Origin of the sequence: Acinetobacter sp. 10FS3-1 (assembly GCF_013343215.1) — a bacterium.
Classification (GTDB): domain Bacteria; phylum Pseudomonadota; class Gammaproteobacteria; order Pseudomonadales; family Moraxellaceae; genus Acinetobacter; species Acinetobacter lwoffii_C.
The window spans coordinates 2,773,395-2,789,963 of record NZ_CP039143.1; the positions used below are offsets into that span (position 1 = coordinate 2,773,395).

Here is a 16,569-nt window from a genome sequence, read left to right on the forward strand (position 1 = left end):
CCATGATGGACTGGCTAGACCTCCTTTTACCTGCCTGGATCATGGGAACGCTCCTCGTGTTCCTCACAGCCCCACTTGGCTGCCTGATGTTGTGGCGCCGTATGTCCTTTTTCGCTGATACCATGGCACATGGGACTTTGCTCGGTGTGGCGATCGCGGGGGCCTTAAGCTTACCGCTCTGGATCGGTGTAACCTTTCTGGCTTTACTGCTGGTGGCTATTCTCTGGATATTGCATGACCCACGCCTGCCGAATGATGCTTTGCTGGCCCTGTGTTCGGCGACTTTGCTCTGTTCAGGTCTGCTGTTTATCCAGCATTTACCCAGTTTAAGACCGGAACTACTCAGCTATTTATTTGGTGATCTACTTACCATTTCATGGGCTGATTTACCGACCTTTGCAGCGGTCATTATTCTGGCCCTGGCGGTGCTCTATAAAAACTGGCAGGCACAGATCCAGATCGCGATTGATCCGGATATGGCAGTCAGTGAAGGGGTGAATGCCAAATGGCAGCGCCTGATCTTTATGCTGCTCTTGGCTTTATTTACCGTACTCGCGCTGCGTGCAGTAGGCTCCTTACTGATGGGTGCATTGCTGGTCATTCCAGCCTTAACTGCCCGACTGTTAGCTCATTCTCCCAAACAGATGGTGATCTGGGCTTTTGTGATTGCACAGATTGGCGTGACGGTTGGGCTGTGGTCAAGTGCCGGCTTAAATACTTCGACCGGCTTAACCATTGTCCTGACCATGGCCATGTTATTTGCCCTTATATTTACCCTACAAAAAGTTAGAAAATCAAACTAGGCTGCCATGACGAAGCGTTACTTTATCAGTGCCTGTCTGCTTGGCCAGAAAGTTCGTTATGATGGACAAGACTGTCTAATCAAAGAAATCGTTGAGCAGCTCCTTGCTCAGCAATATGTCAGCTTATGCCCAGAAGTTCATGGCGGCTTGGCCATTCCACGCCCGCCCGCTGAAATTCAACAGGGTTCTGGACTGGATGTACTTCATCAGCAGGCATCGGTCTTGGATAGAGAGGGAGAAGATGTATCACAGGCCTTTATACAGGGTGCTTATGCGGCCTTAAAAGTTGCGCAGGATTTTCAGGTTACAGACGCGATTTTAAAAGCCAACAGCCCTTCATGTGGTAGCCATCTGATTTATGATGGTTCGTTTACGGGAAATAAAATTCAGGGAGATGGGGTTACCGCAGCCTTATTTAAGCAGCATGGTATAAAGGTCATCACAGAGGAAGAGTTTCTAGCAAATTTATCCAGTTTGAATTCTTGAATTTTTTGATCGCTGTCCGAGAAGCCCTATACTCAGCCATTCTAAAAACAACAGCTTATTGATGAATATCCAGACCATTGATCTTTTGACACGCTACCATATTTAGGCGACTCAACGTCTGACGGCAGCACTTGAACCTCTCTCTGATGAGGACTTCTGTAAGGACTGCGGTCTATTTTTTCAAAGCATTTCCGGTACTTTCAATCATTTATTGCTGGCTGACCACTTATGGTTTTCCCGTTTCTATCACGGGTTTTCACCGATACTACCTTTAAATCATATTCTTGAACCAGATCGTACGGCCTTGCTCAAACGACTCAATCAAAGCTGTCTGCAATGGCAAAGCTTAGGCACTGCTTTAAATCAAGACCTTTTAAATAGCTTAATCAGCTATCGAAGCTCGCGTGGCCAAGCTCTGCAACTTCCTTATGCTGCCACATTAATACACGTTTTTAATCATGCCACCCATCACCGTGGGCAAATCACTGCTGCCCTCATAATGCTAGACTACGCCTCGCCTGAACTGGACATGATATATATGCTTCTAGATAAGCAAAACTCCTCAACTCATTGATGTACCAGACTTAATAAAAATGCCGCGCCCGCAAATAAGACCGCAAAACTCCGATTCATCACCTTTTGCTGTTTCGCTGAACTAAGTAAGCGTAAAACTTTGGCAGCAAGTCCGGTATAACCGGCCATCACAATCAGATCAATGATAATCATGGTTGCGGCCATAATTACATACTGAATCCATTGCGGTTTGGACAGATCCAGAAACTGCGGCAATACAGCCAGCAAAAATACAATCGCTTTGGGATTACTCAGATTGACCAAGAAACCGTTTAACAGCAATTTTCCGGCTGATTTACGGGCCAGTTCATGCTGAATCTGGATAGATTGCACTGGTGCTTTCCATTGTAAAAAAGCCAGATAAAGTAAATAGATAACTCCAAACCATTTCACCAGCAAAAATGCCCAAGGTGTTGTGGCAAAAAGCACTCCTGCCCCGGCTGCTACAATTGCAATTTGTACCAGCAAGGCCAGCTGTAGGCCCAGCGCATTCCAGTATCCCTGACGAAAGCCATAATTCAAGCCACTCGACATGGACGCAATTGCACCCGCACCCGGTGAAATACTAATCACCCAGCAGGCCAACATATAGGCAAACCAAACTTGATAGGACATGACATAGCTCAGTAGCAGTTTTGCCGAGTATTATATGACTTTTCCAATATCTTCAGGTCAAAATCCTGGTGAAATTCAAGTCGAATACTATTCACTCTGTAGCGATTCAGGCACAATAGTTTGATTGAAAAACAGAAATTTATTACAGGATTCATGAATGTCTGCCCAATCTGTAATTTTGCCATTACCCTCAGATCATGCTCGTTTTATTGTGCTACGTCTGCAAGATTTAAGCCTTGAAGAACTTAAACAACAATTAGAACTGTTATTTAGTACCCGTGACCGTTTGATTACCCAGCATCCTCAAGCACAAATTAAAACCGCAGTCGCTTTTGGCCCTGAGCTTTGGTCACGACTTTATTCACAAAGCCCTGCCGGCTTTCAACAGCTTGAGCCGATTCAGGGTTCATTTGACATGCCAGTCGTACCTGCAGATGTTCTGATTCATATCGCCAGTGCACGCGCAGATATCTGTTTCGCTTTAAGCCAGGCTTTTTTTGAAGGCATCCGTGACAAAGTTCATGTTCTGGATGAGCGTGTCTGCTTCCGTTATTTTGATGGCCGTGATATTACCGGTTTTATTGATGGGACAGAGAACCCGCAATTTCCTGATGACCGTGCTGAGGTCGCTTTACTCGGTGAAGATGCAGGCATTTTCCAGGACGGTTCATTCATTTTCGCACAGCGTTATGCACATGATCTGGAAAAATGGAAAAAGTTAAAAGTTGATGCCCAAGAACAAGTGATGGGTCGTAGTAAACTGGAATCCATCGAACTGGAGGATGAGGTAAAACCTGAAAATGCGCACGTTGCACGTACTGTAGTGGAAGATGAGGAAGGTGAGGAAATGGAAATTCTGCGTCATTCTCTACCTTATGGTGATGGCCGTGGTGACCAAGGTCTATTCTTTATTGCCTATACCAAAGACTTAACCATTATTGATGCCATGTTAGAGCGCATGTTCGGTACCTCTGGCGATGGAATCCATGACCGCTTGCTACATTTTGTAACTCCAATGGATGGCGCCTATTACTTTGCACCGAGTGAGGAGTTGCTGGAAGAGGTGTTGGAAGGGTAAGAATAAAAAAGCCGGCGTAGGTCTGATTTTTATAAATATTTGAATTAATTAAATAACCTGAATCGCAGATAAGAAATTCACTTAAAAAAAAGGTGGCTGAAAACCATTAGGGAGTTACCACACCACCTACGCCTTCAGCCACCATGTTCCATTTCACATATTTCTTCTGCATCATTGATGATTTTTTCAGAAATTTGAAGCAACCTATTGGAATTTTTTAAAATACAGCAACAAACGTTTGAGAATGGGATCTTTTCTTAGCCTCGCTCTTTAGTGAGGCTTTGATGTTTCTAAAGCTTTCATTTTCCTGTACGCATGCCTTAAACTGCTTGTGCAGTCACTTGTACATACCGCACCACGCCGTCCTGATAAAGCTTAGCGCAAAGCTTCGCAGTCATCTGAATTTTAAAATCATCCAGCACTTGCGCTTTAATGTTTGGTTTGGATTTGTTTGAATTTAAAGTTGTTTCAACATAATTCGCAAAGCCTGAAAATACGGCTTCAGTCAGATCTTCAATCTGAATATTTTTAAATTCAAATTGGGTTAGACAGTCCTGTAGGACCTCTACACTCATTAAGTCGTTTAAATTCACATCAGCAGATTTAAGCAGCAGCTGATATTGACGTTGTTTAAATGGACTTAAATATTCCCAGTTTTTGGTCAGGACCAGATGATGAAAACCGATTCGTGCATTTGAATTCAAAACATTGCGAAGCTGCGCCAGGAATAACGGCACAGGGCTATGATAGGCCGCATCCAGACTAAGCACGACATCAAAACGCTGGGGCAATTGCATGTCTTTTAAATGCAGAAAAGATGTCTGATAAATAGCATTTAGCTCGGGAAGATGCTGTCGAATATTGCTGACATAAGCAGGCTGTAACTCGACACCTGCCAGATACTGGACCTGATACTGCTGTTGCCAATGCAGCAAACTGGCTCCCTGACCACAGCCCAAATCAAGTAATTTATCTTTTGAATTTAAATGGACGGCTTGCGCCAGATGGTCAGCCAGATGACGGCAGGCCGTGACATAATCCTGCTCACCTGCCTGCCAATATCCCAAATTGCTCCAGGGCAACTGTGCCTGATCTCCCAACAATGTTGCCTGAATGGCATATTTATGTTGAGGAATAGCTTGACGCAGTCGCTGGAGCCATTTCATTTTAGTAACCGAGTTGTGGAGCAACCTCTACTTTAGGTTTGAGTCCTTTAAATGGCAACGGCGCACCCAGAATTTCTGCAATTTTCATTGCCGAAGTTACGGCCGATTCCAAAATCGGCAAGCCGTCGCATGACCAGGAACCACAGAAGAAGACTTTACGGTTCAATTCCAGATGGCGTTGCTGTAATTCCTGATTTAGGGCGACCGTATTGGCATCTACCACCGCACGGGTCAGCTTCACCGAAGAAATGATTTTTTTCGGATCAATGTCAGTGACTGGACGCCAGGTCTGAAATACCGGAGACTTACCCACCAGGGTCGGTTCAATGGCATTCAGCCAGATGGTAAACTGCTGACGGGTGAACTTACGGTCCATCATATAGCTCAGTACAGCCCAGTCTTTACGCTTCGGCGGCATCACGCTGCTATCGCTATGAATTACCAGCTCACCCTGTTCAAACTTAAATTTCTTTAACAGCGCAATGTCATCTTTGAATTGTGACTGATCGAGAAATTCTTCAATATGCACGGTGGGTGTTGCCACCACCACCCGGTCAAAACTTTTTACCAGACTGGCTGAATTCTCTACCAGTACCTTGTCATCCTGCTGCTTGATAGACACAATCCGTGCGCCGCTTTCGATTTCAATGCCTTCAATCAGTTTATCGACCAGCGCTGGCGTGCCGCCCTGTAGACGCAGCAAGGCATCCCCATCGGTCAACTGACGCAGGAAGGTGAGTAAAGGTTTGGCTGGCCATTCTCCGATGGTTTTCGGATTACAGGTACAGATGGTATACAGTACCGGCATCACCGCACCATGCCAGAATACTTCCTCGATTTCGTTACGGTTAATAAATTCTGCCAGGCTGATGTCCTGATGATCGGATTTAAAAAATTTCGTCAGCGCTGTTTTGAGTTGCAACAGGCCTTTGACCAGTCGCCAGCCATATTGCTGGATCCCTTTACGGTTATTGATAATTGGAATATTGCCAATTCGGCTGCGTGAAGTGGTTAGCCAGGTTTCGGTCCGGTCTTCAAATAACCAGCTACAGGCCATGTAGGTACGTACCGGATAGGTTTTAATGCCCAGATGAGTGGCCAGGCTCAGCGTATTCTTCCACAGATAAGGATTCATCACACGTAAAGGGGCATCAATCAAGCCACCTTCAAACTCGAGGCTATGGCTGTCCATGCCGCGACCCTGAAGCGCTTCAAAGATGGTGATATGATGTCCTGCGTCCTGAAGAATTCTGGCTGTAGCCAGTCCGGCCATGCCACTACCAATTACTGCGATATCCAAGCTGATCATCCGTCATTGAAAAACTGAAAGAAATTATGAACCATGCACCCGGCAAACAGGTTATTAAAATCTTCCAGAATATTTTTTTTTCGTAAACCTCTATTAACAGAAATTTCCATGATTTTTTATCCCGCTCAGCACCTTGGAATAATTTTTAAAATACGACTGGTTATCTTTATTTTTAATTTAGTTATAAGAAAAAAATATTTAAAAACATATGTTTTTTTTAACCATTATTTTAACAACCGGTTTACAAAAAATCCGCTAAGTGTATAATGTAGCCATTATAAAACTATAAATTCATCCAGAAGTATCAAGATGGATTTATAAGAAAATCACTCAAAACAATAAAAACTACAGCGCATAAAAAGATCAAAGCCTCTGCAAAAGCAGAGGCTTCTTTGTTTTCTGGACTGAAATATCTTTAGCTCTTCACGGGAATTTTACCAAAGCGGCCCTGATTGAAATCTTCAAAGGCTTGAATAATTTCAGCTTTATTATTCATTACAAATGGACCATGCCCCTGGATTGGCTCATTGAGCGGTTCACCACTGAGCAGCACAAACTGGCTGTCCTGATAGGCCTGTAACTGAATCACAGAATCACTGTCACGGGCAAACATAACAATGGAACTGTCCAGCACTTTTTGCGCGCCATTCACCACCAACTCCCCCTTTAACAACACCAGTAGAGTGGTATGGTGTGCGGGTACATCGAGGAAGGTTTCATATTCTGCTTTTAGCTCTCCGTCCCATACATTGATCGGGCTGAAAGTTTGCGCAGGACCATGATGTCCTCCATATTCCCCTGCAATCACCCGGATATGCCCGGCCTCATGGTCCATTTCAATGCGTGGAATCTCTGCTTGGGTGATCGCCTGATAAGCCGGCGCAGTCATCTTGTCCTTGGCTGGCAAGTTCACCCAAAGCTGTACCATTTCAAACAGGCCACCCTGCCGGGCAAAGTCTGGAGAATGGAATTCCTCATGAATCACACCAGCACCTGCAGTCATCCATTGCACATCGCCTGCCTGAATCGTGCCGCCACCACCACTGGAGTCCTGATGTGTGACCTCACCCTGATAAGCGAGGGTCACCGTTTCAAAGCCACGATGTGGATGTGAACCTACACCGCGCTGTACCGTCGCGGGATCAAAATGGTAAGGCGCAGCATAGTCCAGCAATAAAAATGGGCTGATGGCCTGACCTAAGCGGTCATAAGAAAACAGGTTTTTGACTGGAAAGCCGTCACCTACCCAGTGCATGTGCTGGTTACGGTACACACCGATCACTTTTTTCATCTTTTCACTCCTATATAGACGATAGGATAAACATATGCTTATTTTAAGCATTCGCCTGCGCCCAAGATAGAGTGAGATTAATATTCAGTATTCCAAATATAGGACAGTGATATCTTTAAATAGCTAAAAAACTTTCTATAAGTCTTTAAAAACAATAGAAATTAGGCTTTGTCCTATTTTAAGATTAAGCTTCCTGTAACCTGGGCTTATTTTGTCTCATTTTCATGACTATTATGGAGTTCAGGGACGTCGGCAATACATAGCTCAAGCCGGTGTCTCCAATACTGAATAACGAGGAGTATAAAAATGGCTAAGCCCTATGTACGTTTAGACAAAGACAATGCAGCTGTTCTGTTAGTAGATCATCAAACCGGTCTGCTCTCTCTGGTGCGTGACATTGATCCGGACAAATTTAAAAACAACGTGCTGGCACTGGCTGCCGCTGCAAAATACTTTAATCTTCCTACTATTTTAACCACCAGTTTTGAACAAGGCCCGAATGGCCCTTTGGTCCCAGAACTGAAAGAAATGTTCCCCAGATGCCCCGTATATCGCCCGTCCTGGCCAAATCAATGCCTGGGATAATGAAGACTTCGTGAAAGCGGTTAAAGCAACCGGAAAAAAACAACTGATCATTGCAGGCGTAGTCACTGAAGTATGTGTGGCTTTTCCTACGCTTTCAGCACTCGCAGAAGACTTTGAGGTTTTTGTCGTCACAGATGCTTCGGGTACATTTAACCATCTCACCCGTGATTCTGCTTGGGATCGTATGTCTCAGGCAGGTGCACAGCTTATGACCTGGTTCGGTACTGCATGTGAATTGCACCGTGACTGGCGTAACGATATTGAAGGTCTGGGGGCTTTATTTGGCAATCATATTCCTGACTATCGCAACCTCATCAACAGCTATAACCAGAATACTGCAGCAAAATAATCCCATCGAGTACTTAAAAGCGGCCTTCGGGCTGCTTTTAAGCACACTGATCCTTGTTCCGATCAGAAGAGATGCTTTGGGAATTCGTCTGACTTATCCTATGCTATAACTTTGAGATGAATTCAATATGCCAGGCTAATACATGCATTCATTTGATGACTATTATTATTTTTATCTGGTCGTGAAACATGGCGGCTTTAGTGCAGCCAGTGAAGCCGCCAATATCACCAAGTCCAAACTCAGCCGGCGCATTCTGGACCTTGAAGCACAGTTCAATGTCACCCTAATCCAGCGTTCCACACGCCATTTTAAAGTTACGCCCTTAGGTCAGGAATTCTTTCAGGAATGTGAAAAGATCATTCATCAGGTCGAATGCGCGCACAGTGTCCTGCTGAAACAGAGGAGCGAACCGCAAGGCCTGATCAAGCTCAGCTGCCCGTCACTCATGATGCACTATCAGGTGCGCAGCTTATTAAATGATTTTTTACAGACCTATCCTCAGGTTCAGGTAGAAATGGAGCTGACCAGCCGGCGTGTCGATGTGCTGCATGATGATATTGATCTGGCAATTCGTACCAACTTTCAGGCGAATGAAGACTCCAGCATTGTGGTTCGTGATGTGATTAAAACCACGCACTGTTTAATCGCCAGCCCAAGTCTGCTAAAGAACCGCCAGATTGAGTCTCCGGCAGATCTACATCAATTTCCAACCATCGTTCTGGGCACACAAAAACCACACCACTCTTGGCTTTTACAGCATATCAGCGGTCATGAACAAATCGAAATCCCCTTACAGCCACGTATTAAAAGCAATGATTTAGCCGGAGTATATTATTCGGTGATGGATGGCTTGGGAATTGCCGACCTGCCTTATTTAACCGTTGAAAAAGATATACAGGCAGGCCGCCTGATACATATTTTGCCCGAATGGTGTTCCAATATGGGCACTGTACAACTGGTCTATGCCTCACGCAAAGGACAACGTCTGGTGATGGAAAAGCTAATCGAACATCTGATACAGGGTTTAAGAACTACCGCCACCCAGCATAACGGCTATATAAGCTGAGTCTTTTACAGCCTAAATAAAAAAATCCAGCCTGTATGGGCTGGATCTTGGCAGTTAGATCGAATTGATTAGATTTTACCGACCAGGTCAATTGAAGGAGCCAGTGTCTCTTCACCTTCTTTCCACTTCGCAGGACATACCTCTCCGGGATGGGCATACACATATTGTGCTGCTTTGATCTTACGCAGCAGTTCCTGGGCATCACGGCCAATACCACCGGCATTGATCTCAACGATCTGGATTTTACCATCCGGATCGATCACAAAAGTACCCCGATCTGCCAAGCCTTCAGCTTCAATCAGCACATCGAAATTTTTAGACAAGGTCCAGGTTGGATCGCCAATTAATGGATACTGGATTTTACCAATCACATCCGAAGTATCATGCCAGGCTTTATGAGTAAAATGAGTATCGGTAGATACGCCATAGATTTCCACAGCCAGCTTCTGGAATTCAGCATAGTTATCCGCCAGATCACCTAATTCGGTTGGACACACAAAGGTAAAGTCTGCAGGATAAAAAAAGACCACGGACCATTTTCCTTTCATGTCCTGCTCAGACACTTCAACAAACTGGCCGTTGTGATAAGCAGTGGCCTTGAATGCTTTGACTTCAGTATTGATTAAGCTCATTCGATTTTCCTATCTATTGCTAAAATTGTGTATTCATTCGATACAGCTAGAATACAGAAAACCAATCAATAGGAAAAACCGCAAATTTCCATAAAAACTATCGGATTTTTAGATTAAAATTTTCTATTGAATATTCAATTTTTATTTATTTCTTCAATAATAAAGAATCCCAGCTTTGTACGGGAAGCTATTTAAATTCCCGCCTTCTTTGGAAAGTTTTATTTTTAAGGCCAGGCCAGTGAGCGATTCTCCACCTAAATAAAAAAGCCCACCAGATTGGCAGGCTTTTGAGCGGATCATCTACCGGTTTTCAGTACTCAAAATGGATATACACACCAAAATAAGATTAATACATATATTTCATTAACTTATATCATTATGTGATGTATTTTGTAAAAATTCAATGAGAAATTGCTTAAAAATTTACACTTTCTTATTTCACTAAAAATTTGCTGATAACTAATAAGTTATGAAAACAAATATATTAAAGTGGAACGTAAGCCTGAGCTAATACACTTTACTATTGCTTCTGAACTAAGAACTCATTTAGCTCTTCGATTGTTGATCAATCCGAACTTTTTTTGCTCATTGGCTCATTCAATTTATCAATGCTGAGCCCATACTTATGGGCATTGTATTGCCACACCACAAACTGTTCCAACAACATAGCATTTTCTTTTTCCAATCTTGCATTCTTAGCCTCCAAAGCCTCAATTTTAGTTTGAGCAATTTTCAGACTAGCAGGTAGTTTATTCGTCTTATTAGTATTTACATTCAAAGCCTTAGATGGCTTTTTACTTTGGTCATAAGCATTCTTAATACGAGCGTATTTCTGCAATGTTTGACGAGTTGGTGCAGGTACAAGTTCTAACTGTAATTCAATAGCCTTACAGAGCCGCTCCCATGTTAATTTCTCATCTAAAGACCAATAATCAAGAAGCTCGACAATATTTTCAATGTCTTTGTCAGTTAAATGCTGTGCCATATCAAATCCATAAATCCATTTGCAATGCAGGACTGAGCAAATGTGGTTCATCCTCTATCTTTTTCCGTTGAGTATTCTCAATAACGGGGATACGTTTACGACCTGCTTTTTGATACGCTAAATCAAGATGTGTAACATCTTCCGAAGGCGGCAAACTTAAAGGCGTTCCATCAAGAATGTTTGAATCATCTAGTAGGGCAATTAACTGTTCACAACGTTTAATCGTAAGCTCTCTAGTCCCCAACCAGACCGTTGCACCAGTAACATTTTTACTAACAGCTTCCTTATCCTTTGCCCATAAGATTTTTTCTTTTCTAAGTCGATCTTGAAGCCGTTTTTTCTTTTCTTCATCCCCCTTAATACAGACATGTTCCGTACAATTAAGACAATTTCTATACTTTAGGCAGGGTTCATCAATATAAGAATGTGTACAAAGTCCAAACTCGGTAGTGTGCATAGACAATGTTGTTTTGGTATTTAGCTCTTGTAGAGTTCGAGGTGTAGCGATCTGAAATGTAAATGTACTATCAGTATTTACTGTACCAACCTCATTTTTCTGCATCTCAATTAAGCCAAAATTACGATCTTCAACCGAAGTGTGGTCATATACTCGATTTTGCTTCATATCAGCTCGCCCTGACCATTTAGCGAGTAACATGCTATCCATTCCATTGGTATTTGCTATCGTATTGAGAAGATGCCTAAATTGATGGGTAGACACACTGTAGTCACCATATCCCCATCGTTGGAAAATGGATTGAACATTTGTTAACTCATCACTTCCTTTTTTCTTTTTTTTGGTAGGAGATAAGTCTTCATTTATAGTATCAATATGAGGCATCCATAATTCTGACAAAATAGTTGGTTTAACCTTGTCAAATTGGTTTGCAAAACAACAAAATAAAGCTTCAGACCATTTAACCTGTACGCCATTACCTGTTTTAAAAGGTACGTAAGGAAAGCCATCTGGCAGTCTATTTCGCAATATGATATTTAAATCGTTCAGGCAGACTTCATAATCGCCAATAGGAATATCACGAGTTTTTAAAAACTGTTTTGCACTTTTATTTGCTTGACTGTCATCATATTGCGACACATCAAACCCCATTGCCAACAACACTTCACTACGTTTTAATAACTGATCATCAGGCACTTTGGGACAAAGCTCATGTCTCGGAAATTTATCACTTGTCTCAAGCAAATATGCTAAATGTCTAGACTTTTCTGACATCTTAATCAAACGTTTAATAGCCCGTTTGACCGTTGGAATCATGACACTCGGAATGAATTTAATGTCATACCCATAATTTTTCTGTGCATACCACCTGATACCTAATACTTTCTCAATATTAGAACCATCTGCCACAAGCCCTAAACTGCTCTTAGAAACCGTTTGGACTTCTTCCTCATGGATACAATTATGCTTTAAGAAAAATAGCTCTGATGCTCGTTCTGGAGCAGCTAGAAGCAAACTCACAGCACTGGTGACAAAAATATCTCTACCTGACAACTCTGAATCCTTTCGAGAGAAAATATCAGCTAGAGCAAAAATAGCATCCTCATCAGGAAGTTTAGAAGCTCGATGTTCCTCTGACTCTGCATCTAACACAATTGATTTTTCAGAAGGCTTTTTAATTGGACTTTTCCAATCTGGTAAAGCTAATATTTTTAATTGGCGAAGAAAGTCTAAAAGAATCTTTAGCTGTCTACCCACATGATAAGCAGAACTTGCTTTATAGTTTTCCTTTGCATTTTCAGCAGCTAAGTCAAAATCAGCAATAATCAATTTAGTTAAATCAACTTCACCATATCGGTCTAAGCATATTTGTTCTATGGCCCGAATTGAAAGAATCGTATCTTGAGTTTTTAACTTACTGTTAATTCTTTGATACTTAACATAGGCTTTGGCAAATTCTAGAATTGAATGATGCAAAAGATTTTCAGGTGATCTATCTTTGGATGAAATACCTGTTTTGACAAAGTTTACTTCGCCTTTCCAATAATTCTCATCAAATTTAATATCTTCATTTAATTCAGATAATTGTTTAACAAAATCAATAAACTGCTTAATTTCGGAGTAAGGAGATTGGATTTTGTCAGATGGAAAATATATTAAATTATCCATGGTTGAACTCCTTACAAGCATCCATAACTTGCTGAACGGCAATAATTGTACGGTCATTCACGGCAGCGACTTCAAGGCTACAACCCATCGCAATTAGATCATCTCGCTCTTTAATTAATTGCTCTAGAACCAAATAATGAGGTGCATTTGCCCAAGGCATAAACTTGCTACATAGATAACATGCGATTGGTGCATAATCATTGCAGTATTGATTTGTACCACATGAACCAACGTCACAATCTTGTTCTACAGAAGAAATTCTATTCGCGTCTTTAATTTGTGATTGGGCTTCAATCTCATCTCTTACAACTTTCCCCTGAAAAGCATCTGCATATTTGCGTAAACTATCGTCCATTATAGATGATAGTTGCTGTGCAATTTCGGGCACACTCTGCACATAACAGTGAGCATTTTGCGTATCATGATGATCTAACAACTTTGCAATCACATTCACACCCGCTTTCTGCCTAGCTGCATTTGTTCCAAGCGTATAGCGAAATCTATAAGCATTAACAAATATTGGATCACCTGTTTCCCTTGAACGAACACCAAGCTTTCTTACCGCATCTTTTAACTTTTGAGTTAATTGAACCGTAGGCAAATGAATAATTTCTTTTGGCAAAATTTCTGAAATTTCATGCCGATTTTCCCAATCCAAATTAACCAATTTCTCAAAATCATAAAATAGCGGTAGCTCTGCAAACTCTTGTTCAGATAGCTCTCGTTTTATTTCTTTACTTAATTTCTGCTTTAAAATTCGAGTATGCTCAAACAATATTTGTACGATACTTTCACGAATTCCTACTTCACGAAAAGCATAACGAAATCCACTAGCACCTCTTATTTTAGCTTTTGGAATATTGAGTACATGAACTTTTTTTTCATCCTTAAACTTATACTTATCGGTCTCGTATAAGTCTTTTACTTTTAACCCAGCAATTTGAATTGGTCGTCTACCAGTCGCACAAAAAACACGAATTAGAGCAGCCTCATAATAGGAAATCTTATTTTCTGCTAAATATTCATTGGTTCTAGTGATAATTGTTTGAAATTCAAATGGGCTAAATGGACCTTCATCTGGATCAAGGGAAAGGACTGCTGCTCCTTTTTCATTGCCACTCAATCTCCATGAATCCATTAGATCGTAAACTTCATCATCTACTGAGGAATAACCCAAATCATATAGTTTCTTCAAAAAGACTCGTAGCATAGCTACTTTGTATTCATCTTTTTTTGCCGAATAAAAATTTTTATAATTTAAAAGACCTTTAATTGAAAAATGATCCTCTCCTGTAATATCAAAATATTTACCAATATATTCGCACATGTTTGCTGTATGTGAACTTGAACTATACTTAGCAAAATGAACCAAAGTCATGACTACATCAGATTGGACAGAAAACTCAAAATTTCGTATACGAGAGATATCTATAGTTTTATTGATATCTAATACCCATTTCTGATCATCGATACTAAACTCATAACCTTTGAATGAGGTAAAAGTATTTTGCGACTTATCTAAACTATCGATTCGAATTGATTTATTCATTCTCATCCTCAAATTTTTCTTGGATACTTAAGCCAACCTCTACGGCACGCTTATTCTCTGCACGTCTTGAATATCTTCTTGCACTTTGTGAGTTAGGTATCCACCCCATCAGATACGCACGATCTCTCTCAGCCTGGTCTTCTGTTATTTTTCCAGATTTAATTAAAGTCTGAACTTTATCTGTATATTTATCATTCCATGTATGCCTAAATGCATGTGCATGCACATTGAATAAAACGACTTCAGAAATTTCTGAAAAGATTTTATCTAGAGCTTTTATTGATAAAGGTTTACCTTTATTTGATAAAATCAAAAAGTCTGTTAGCTCTGCATGCGGTATGGCTGATCTATAATTTAAAATGTAAGTTTCTAATTTTTTCTTTAAGTTTTGATTGACTGCAATTGATCGACTTCTAGTTTTAACCAACGGTTGATATAGCCTAGAATCACTTCCATCATGAGGATTACGCTTAATAGTAAGATACGACGTACCACCTTGAGAGGGTGTTATATCTGTAATTTTTAAATTTAATAATTCACCTTTACGACACCCAAGATATAAAAACAAATAGGTAATCAGCTCATTTCTATAAGTAATGTAATCTGAAGTCCAAATACGGTTCTGATTATCAGGATCAACTGCCTTTAAAATTTTATTTAGTTGATCAGTATCAAAAGATTTGTATTCAGCCTGAATATCCATGGACTTACGAGGTCTACGAGATTTTAAAAACTGCTTTGTACTTGTTATTGCAGATGAATGAAGATGCGTCTCAAACCACCCAATATATTCGGCAAAATTAGTTAACCGCCGATATATCAATTGTTTGGATACATAGTCCTGAGTAACAACCAATTTTGCTCTAGCTCGCTCTTTGTTATTACTTTTTGGAAAACTTATGATCTTTTTTTTTGAAGCTGTCCCGCTTAATCGGCTACGATTGAAACTGGTTAAATTTACTAAAGCTTCGATTTCATCTAATTTTAAAAAATCTTTATTTTTAATCCTTTGTTCCAAATCAATTCCTAACTTATCCAATAACTGAAACAGCAACTTAATATCTTCTAGAATAGCTGTAATAGTATTGATTGATTGACCACGATTTCTTAAATGAATGATCGTATATAAATTTGGATAAGTCATAGGAACACCATCACTATTCAAAAGAACAGCGAATCTCTCACCACCACTCATTACAAATCTTTTAACAAACATCATGGCTTTATTTAACAAAATATCTAAGTATTAAATATCATAAATCATAAGTAAAAAAATTTACAGAACCATTTCTAGTATCTGTAAATTTCTTTTGTAACTAACTACTAATAAAGAATAATTTTATAAACTTTACAAAACATGGTCTCTAGTAGGTGTCAGAACGGTAAATCATCATCTAGATCGGCCGCAGGTGCCGGAGTTGGCGCCGGCTGTGCTTTGGGTGCAAAGCCGCCCGGGTTATTGTTGCCATACCCCCCACCCTGGTTGTTATTGAAACCAGCTTGCTGTGGCGCTGAACCATAGCCACCTTGCGGGTTATTATTGCCATAGCCGCCCTGATTATTGTTAAAGCGCGGCTGGTTAAAACCATTGTCGCCCTGTTCACCTTGTTGGCGTGCCGAATCTAGCATCTGCATTTGTTCGCCACGGATTTCTGTTGTATAGCGTTCCTGACCATTCTGATCGGTCCATTGACGGGTACGCAATGAACCTTCGATATACACTTTAGAACCTTTGCGCAGGTATTGTTGTGCAATTTCACCTAAACGGTTGTGCAGCACAATACGGTGCCATTCTGTTTGCTCTTTACGCTCACCGGTATTTTTATCTGTCCACGAGTCGCTGGTTGCTATCGAAAACTGTGTAAGGGAGCCCCCATTGGGGAAAGTTTTTGTTTCAGGATCTCGACCTAAAGTACCAACCAAAATAACCTTATTTACACCACGCATGAGATCTGTA

General features: G+C 41.1%; 16 protein-coding genes and 2 pseudogenes. 7 read left to right on the top strand and 11 right to left on the bottom strand.

From position 1 onward, the window contains the following. Positions 1-2: 2 nt before the first annotated feature. The 3 genes from znuB to E5Y90_RS13160 all read left to right on the top strand — a co-directional run bounded on the left by znuB (position 3) and on the right by E5Y90_RS13160 (position 1,863). Positions 3-803, top strand: coding sequence for a zinc ABC transporter permease subunit ZnuB (znuB, locus tag E5Y90_RS13150; protein ID WP_151205307.1), 801 nt, complete (start codon positions 3-5; stop codon positions 801-803). A gap of 6 nt (positions 804-809) precedes the next feature. Continuing rightward, positions 810-1,289 carry a DUF523 domain-containing protein gene (locus E5Y90_RS13155; RefSeq protein WP_151205308.1) on the top strand — a complete coding sequence of 160 codons (480 nt, stop codon included), beginning with the start codon at positions 810-812 and terminating at the stop codon, positions 1,287-1,289. Between the two features lie 118 nt (positions 1,290-1,407). Continuing rightward, a complete protein-coding gene (locus E5Y90_RS13160; protein WP_228723996.1) occupies positions 1,408-1,863 on the top strand; it encodes a DinB family protein in 456 nt (151 codons plus the stop codon). Here E5Y90_RS13160 and E5Y90_RS13165 read toward each other — a convergent pair. After that, a complete protein-coding gene (locus E5Y90_RS13165) occupies positions 1,857-2,477 on the bottom strand; it encodes a LysE family transporter (RefSeq protein WP_151205309.1) in 621 nt (206 codons plus the stop codon). The two genes, E5Y90_RS13160 and E5Y90_RS13165, sit on opposite strands and share 7 nt — an antisense overlap. 157 nt (positions 2,478-2,634) lie before the next feature. On the opposite strand from E5Y90_RS13165, the gene E5Y90_RS13170 reads away from it, so the two are divergent. Together E5Y90_RS13170 and E5Y90_RS17715 are read left to right on the top strand one after the other, a co-directional pair. Then, complete coding sequence (locus tag E5Y90_RS13170; RefSeq protein WP_151205310.1) at positions 2,635-3,555, top strand: Dyp-type peroxidase; 921 nt, start codon at positions 2,635-2,637, stop codon at positions 3,553-3,555. A 143-nt stretch (positions 3,556-3,698) separates the two neighbouring features. After that, positions 3,699-3,802 (top strand): annotated as a pseudogene (locus E5Y90_RS17715) (IS982 family transposase); the annotation flags it as partial. A 73-nt stretch (positions 3,803-3,875) separates the two neighbouring features. Here E5Y90_RS17715 and E5Y90_RS13175 read toward each other — a convergent pair. From E5Y90_RS13175 to E5Y90_RS13185, 3 genes are all read right to left on the bottom strand, one after another. Next, positions 3,876-4,721, bottom strand: a complete 846-nt coding sequence (locus tag E5Y90_RS13175; RefSeq protein ID WP_151205311.1) for an SAM-dependent methyltransferase — start codon at positions 4,719-4,721, stop codon at positions 3,876-3,878. Between the two features lies 1 nt (position 4,722). Then, positions 4,723-6,030, bottom strand: coding sequence for an FAD-dependent oxidoreductase (locus E5Y90_RS13180; protein WP_151205312.1), 1,308 nt, complete (start codon positions 6,028-6,030; stop codon positions 4,723-4,725). 415 nt (positions 6,031-6,445) lie between these two features. Beyond that, entirely contained in the window at positions 6,446-7,321 is an 876-nt protein-coding gene (locus tag E5Y90_RS13185; protein WP_174660422.1) for a pirin family protein, read from the bottom strand. Positions 7,322-7,627: 306 nt separating this feature from the next. Here E5Y90_RS13185 and ycaC point away from each other — a divergent pair. Then, positions 7,628-8,255, top strand: a pseudogene (gene ycaC / locus E5Y90_RS13190) (isochorismate family cysteine hydrolase YcaC). A 142-nt stretch (positions 8,256-8,397) separates the two neighbouring features. Then, positions 8,398-9,321, top strand: coding sequence for a LysR substrate-binding domain-containing protein (locus tag E5Y90_RS13195; protein ID WP_174660423.1), 924 nt, complete (start codon positions 8,398-8,400; stop codon positions 9,319-9,321). Positions 9,322-9,389: 68 nt separating this feature from the next. Here the strand turns inward: E5Y90_RS13195 and ahpC are convergent, their stop codons facing one another. The 7 genes from ahpC to ssb form a co-directional block, all read right to left on the bottom strand. Then, positions 9,390-9,953, bottom strand: a complete 564-nt coding sequence (gene ahpC / locus E5Y90_RS13200) for an alkyl hydroperoxide reductase subunit C (protein WP_174660424.1) — start codon at positions 9,951-9,953, stop codon at positions 9,390-9,392. Between the two features lie 153 nt (positions 9,954-10,106). Beyond that, complete coding sequence (locus E5Y90_RS13205; protein ID WP_174660425.1) at positions 10,107-10,253, bottom strand: hypothetical protein; 147 nt, start codon at positions 10,251-10,253, stop codon at positions 10,107-10,109. Positions 10,254-10,518: 265 nt separating this feature from the next. Beyond that, entirely contained in the window at positions 10,519-10,938 is a 420-nt protein-coding gene (locus E5Y90_RS13210; RefSeq protein ID WP_174660426.1) for a hypothetical protein, read from the bottom strand. 1 nt (position 10,939) lies between these two features. Next, entirely contained in the window at positions 10,940-13,063 is a 2,124-nt protein-coding gene (locus E5Y90_RS13215; RefSeq protein WP_174660427.1) for an integrase, read from the bottom strand. After that, complete coding sequence (locus tag E5Y90_RS13220) at positions 13,056-14,612, bottom strand: site-specific integrase (RefSeq protein WP_174660428.1); 1,557 nt, start codon at positions 14,610-14,612, stop codon at positions 13,056-13,058. The genes E5Y90_RS13215 and E5Y90_RS13220 overlap by 8 nt, the downstream gene beginning before the upstream one ends. After that, positions 14,605-15,831, bottom strand: a complete 1,227-nt coding sequence (locus E5Y90_RS13225; protein ID WP_174660429.1) for a site-specific integrase — start codon at positions 15,829-15,831, stop codon at positions 14,605-14,607. The genes E5Y90_RS13220 and E5Y90_RS13225 overlap by 8 nt, the downstream gene beginning before the upstream one ends. Positions 15,832-15,986: 155 nt before the next feature. Then, the gene (gene ssb / locus E5Y90_RS13230; RefSeq protein WP_174660430.1) at positions 15,987-16,559 is read right to left on the bottom strand and encodes a single-stranded DNA-binding protein; all 573 of its coding nucleotides are present in this window, start codon (positions 16,557-16,559) and stop codon (positions 15,987-15,989) included. Between the last annotated feature and the right edge of the window lie 10 nt (positions 16,560-16,569).

What these genes read in the sequence shown, in the direction of transcription:
- E5Y90_RS13225 (WP_174660429.1), bottom strand. Translation starts at nt 15,831, where the DNA reads ATGATGTTTGTTAAAAGATTTGTAATGAGTGGTGGTGAGAGATTCGCT.
- E5Y90_RS13165 (WP_151205309.1), bottom strand. Translation starts at nt 2,477, where the DNA reads ATGTCCTATCAAGTTTGGTTTGCCTATATGTTGGCCTGCTGGGTGATT.
- znuB (WP_151205307.1), top strand. Translation starts at nt 3, where the DNA reads ATGATGGACTGGCTAGACCTCCTTTTACCTGCCTGGATCATGGGAACG.
- E5Y90_RS13210 (WP_174660426.1), bottom strand. Translation starts at nt 10,938, where the DNA reads ATGGCACAGCATTTAACTGACAAAGACATTGAAAATATTGTCGAGCTT.
- ahpC (WP_174660424.1), bottom strand. Translation starts at nt 9,953, where the DNA reads ATGAGCTTAATCAATACTGAAGTCAAAGCATTCAAGGCCACTGCTTAT.
- E5Y90_RS13220 (WP_174660428.1), bottom strand. Translation starts at nt 14,612, where the DNA reads ATGAATAAATCAATTCGAATCGATAGTTTAGATAAGTCGCAAAATACT.
- E5Y90_RS13185 (WP_174660422.1), bottom strand. Translation starts at nt 7,321, where the DNA reads ATGAAAAAAGTGATCGGTGTGTACCGTAACCAGCACATGCACTGGGTA.
- E5Y90_RS13205 (WP_174660425.1), bottom strand. Translation starts at nt 10,253, where the DNA reads ATGATCCGCTCAAAAGCCTGCCAATCTGGTGGGCTTTTTTATTTAGGT.
- E5Y90_RS13175 (WP_151205311.1), bottom strand. Translation starts at nt 4,721, where the DNA reads ATGAAATGGCTCCAGCGACTGCGTCAAGCTATTCCTCAACATAAATAT.
- E5Y90_RS13155 (WP_151205308.1), top strand. Translation starts at nt 810, where the DNA reads ATGACGAAGCGTTACTTTATCAGTGCCTGTCTGCTTGGCCAGAAAGTT.
- E5Y90_RS13180 (WP_151205312.1), bottom strand. Translation starts at nt 6,030, where the DNA reads ATGATCAGCTTGGATATCGCAGTAATTGGTAGTGGCATGGCCGGACTG.
- E5Y90_RS13215 (WP_174660427.1), bottom strand. Translation starts at nt 13,063, where the DNA reads ATGGATAATTTAATATATTTTCCATCTGACAAAATCCAATCTCCTTAC.
- E5Y90_RS13195 (WP_174660423.1), top strand. Translation starts at nt 8,398, where the DNA reads ATGCATTCATTTGATGACTATTATTATTTTTATCTGGTCGTGAAACAT.
- ssb (WP_174660430.1), bottom strand. Translation starts at nt 16,559, where the DNA reads ATGCGTGGTGTAAATAAGGTTATTTTGGTTGGTACTTTAGGTCGAGAT.
- E5Y90_RS13170 (WP_151205310.1), top strand. Translation starts at nt 2,635, where the DNA reads ATGTCTGCCCAATCTGTAATTTTGCCATTACCCTCAGATCATGCTCGT.